The following is a 2,635-nucleotide window of genomic DNA, read 5'->3' as shown; positions in this document are numbered from 1 at the left end:
TGTAGAGCGACAATCTGGATGAGATCAGCGCGACAATCTGGATGAGATTCTGGTATCGCGGTCGTCGGCGACGGTATCATCGCGATTGTCGCTGGCAAGGGCTTCGTCGGGTTCTGATTGTCGCGCAGCGTCAATCTCGGCGGCATTTTTCATTGTCGCGAAGAAGGCCGGCCTGCCGCGCTGGCGTTTGGCTTCCATCGCGGATCGACGCCGGTAGCTTTCGACATTCATCTCAAAGATGGTCGCGTGGTGGACGAGACGATCGACGGCGGCGAGTGTCATGGCGGGATCGGGGAAGACCCTGTTCCATTCGCCGAACGGCTGGTTGGCAGTGATCATGATCGATCGCCGCTCGTAGCGCGCGGAGATGAGCTCGAAGAGCACGCTCGTTTCCGCCTGGTCCTTAGTCACATAGGCGAGATCGTCGAGGATGAGCAGATCGAACTTGTCGAGCTTGGCGATGGCGGATTCGAGCTGGAGTTCACGACGTGCCACCTGCAGCTTCTGAACGAGCTCGGTCGTACGCATGAACAGCACCCGCCAACCGTTCTCGATGAGCGCGAGGCCGATTGCGGCGGCGAGATGGCTCTTGCCGCCACCGGGCGGGCCGAACAACAGGATGTTCGCTCCCTTGGCGAGCCAGCTATCGCCGGCGGCGATCGCCATGACCTGTGCCTTGGAGACCATCGGCACGGCGTCGAAGTCAAAGCTGTCGAGCGTCTTTCCCGGTGGCAATCGCGCCTCGGCGAGATGGCGTTCGATGCGGCGGCGATCGCGTTCGGCCAGTTCGTGCTCGGCGATCACCGACAGGAACCGAGCCGCTGGCCACCCCTCCTTGTCGGCCCGTTCGGCAAAGTCCGGCCAAAGGACCTTGATGGCCGGAAGGCGGAGTTCATTGAGCAGCGTGCTGAGCGTGGCGGCGTCGATGGCAGGGGCGTTTCTCATGCAGCGTCCTCCAGATGACGCGCGTCAATCAGGGCCTCATAGCCCTGGAGGGAGGCGAGACGAACGTTGACGGTGGGCAACTGTGCCGGATCGGGCGCGAAGAAAGTCCTCAGCGCGATGATGTCCGGCAGTTCGCCCGCATCGAGTGTTTTAGCGAGCCGCTCTGCCAGTTCCCGCTCGCAGCCCCGATCGTGGGCCAAGGCCAAGAGCTCGACGGTGATCTTGCAGGCCTGCTTGTCGGAAAGCCGGTCGAGCAGGGTCTCGAAGGCCCTTCGGTATTCCTGCCGCGGAAACAGCTTGTCGCGATAGACAAGCTGAAGGAGCGCCATCGGCTTTTTGCGCAGCGAATGGATGACATGCCGATAATCGACGACCTGGTCGTGCTTGCCGCTGGCATGCGCACGCCCTCTTTGGAGCGTCATCAGATGCGTGCCGCCGATAAAGAGGTCAAGACGCTCGTCGTAAAGGCGCACGCGCAGCCGGTGCCCGATGAGCCGTGATGGCACGGTGTAAAAGACCTTGCGCAAGGTGAAGCCGCCGCTGCGCGAGACCCGCACGACAACCTCCTCAAAATCGCTGGTGCGCGTTCCCGGCAATGGCTGCAGCGCCGCCCGCTCGGCGTCGATGCGCTTGCCGTAGCGGGCATTACGCCGGCTGACGATCTCATCGATGAAGCCGCGATAGGCATTGAGATCGTCGAAGTCACGGGTGCCGCGCAGCAACAGGGCATCGCGGATCGCATTCTTGAGGTGGCCATGCGGGCTCTCAATCGCACCGTTCTCGTGGGCAATGCCCTTGTTGTTGCGGGTCGGCGTCATCCGGTAGTGCGCGCAAAGCTCTGCGTAGCGCCGCGTCTGGTCCTCCTTGGCATCGCCATCGAGATTGCGGAAGGCTGCCGACAGGCTGTCGCTGCGATGGTAAAGCGGCGCGCCGCCGAGGAACCAGAGAGCGTTCTGCAGCCCTTCGGCCAGCGCCACGAAGCTTTCGCCACCGAGGACGACGTGGGCGTGTTCGAAGCCGGAATAGGCGAGCCGGAAGTGATAAAGCAGGTGATCGAGCGGCTGGCCTGCGATCGTGATCCCCAGTTCGTTCATGTTGGTGAAGTCGGAAAGCCCCAGTCGGCCGGGCTCATGAACCTGGCGAAAGATGACTTCCTGCTCGTCGCCATTGATGGCCCGCCAGGCACGGATCCGCCGTTCCATTGTCCGGCGAACGCCTTCACTGAGGTCGGGATGGCGGCGCAACATCTCCTCGAAGACGGCGACCGGACGAATGCCAGGTGCCGCCTTCAGCAGCGGCACGACCTCGGCATCGAAGATGTCGGCGAGTGGGTCGGGACGCCGACGGCCGCGCGGCTTTTTCACTTGTGATGGCAGTTGCGCGTTCTTCTCGATGCGATAGGCCGTTGCTCTGCTGAGCGACGCCTTCGCGGCGGCGACCTCAACCCTGTGCTCTTGTCGTAACTTCATGAAAAGCCTCATCTGATGATCGGTTATGTGACGACCTGGCACAAAGGTGGTTCCCCGTTCTTCGAAGAACCCAACGTACCGGTCGAACCGCAATCACCAGATGAATCGGCGCGCCAGCAGCGGTAGAACTCCGTTCGGGCTACGCCCTCTCTGCGTTCCACCGCTGCTGCCGAGTCTCATCTTGATCGACGCTTCGTCTCATCTTGGTTGTCGCGCTGCAG

General features: G+C 62.3%; 2 protein-coding genes. Both read right to left on the bottom strand.

Annotation, left to right across the window (positions count from 1 at the left end; genetic code table 11):
- Positions 1-24: 24 nt before the first annotated feature.
- Positions 25-945 (bottom strand): IS21-like element helper ATPase IstB, encoded by a 921-nt coding sequence (istB, locus tag CO667_RS34420; RefSeq protein WP_096771899.1) that lies wholly within the window; start codon positions 943-945, stop codon positions 25-27.
- The gene (gene istA, locus CO667_RS34415; protein WP_170961513.1) at positions 942-2,426 is read right to left on the bottom strand and encodes an IS21 family transposase; all 1,485 of its coding nucleotides are present in this window, start codon (positions 2,424-2,426) and stop codon (positions 942-944) included. The genes istB and istA overlap by 4 nt, the downstream gene beginning before the upstream one ends.
- Between the last annotated feature and the right edge of the window lie 209 nt (positions 2,427-2,635).

The organism is Rhizobium sp. L43 (genome assembly GCF_002531725.1).
Classification (GTDB): domain Bacteria; phylum Pseudomonadota; class Alphaproteobacteria; order Rhizobiales; family Rhizobiaceae; genus Rhizobium.
Note: the sequence above shows the minus strand (reverse complement) of the source record. Positions and strands in the feature narration are given on the sequence as shown.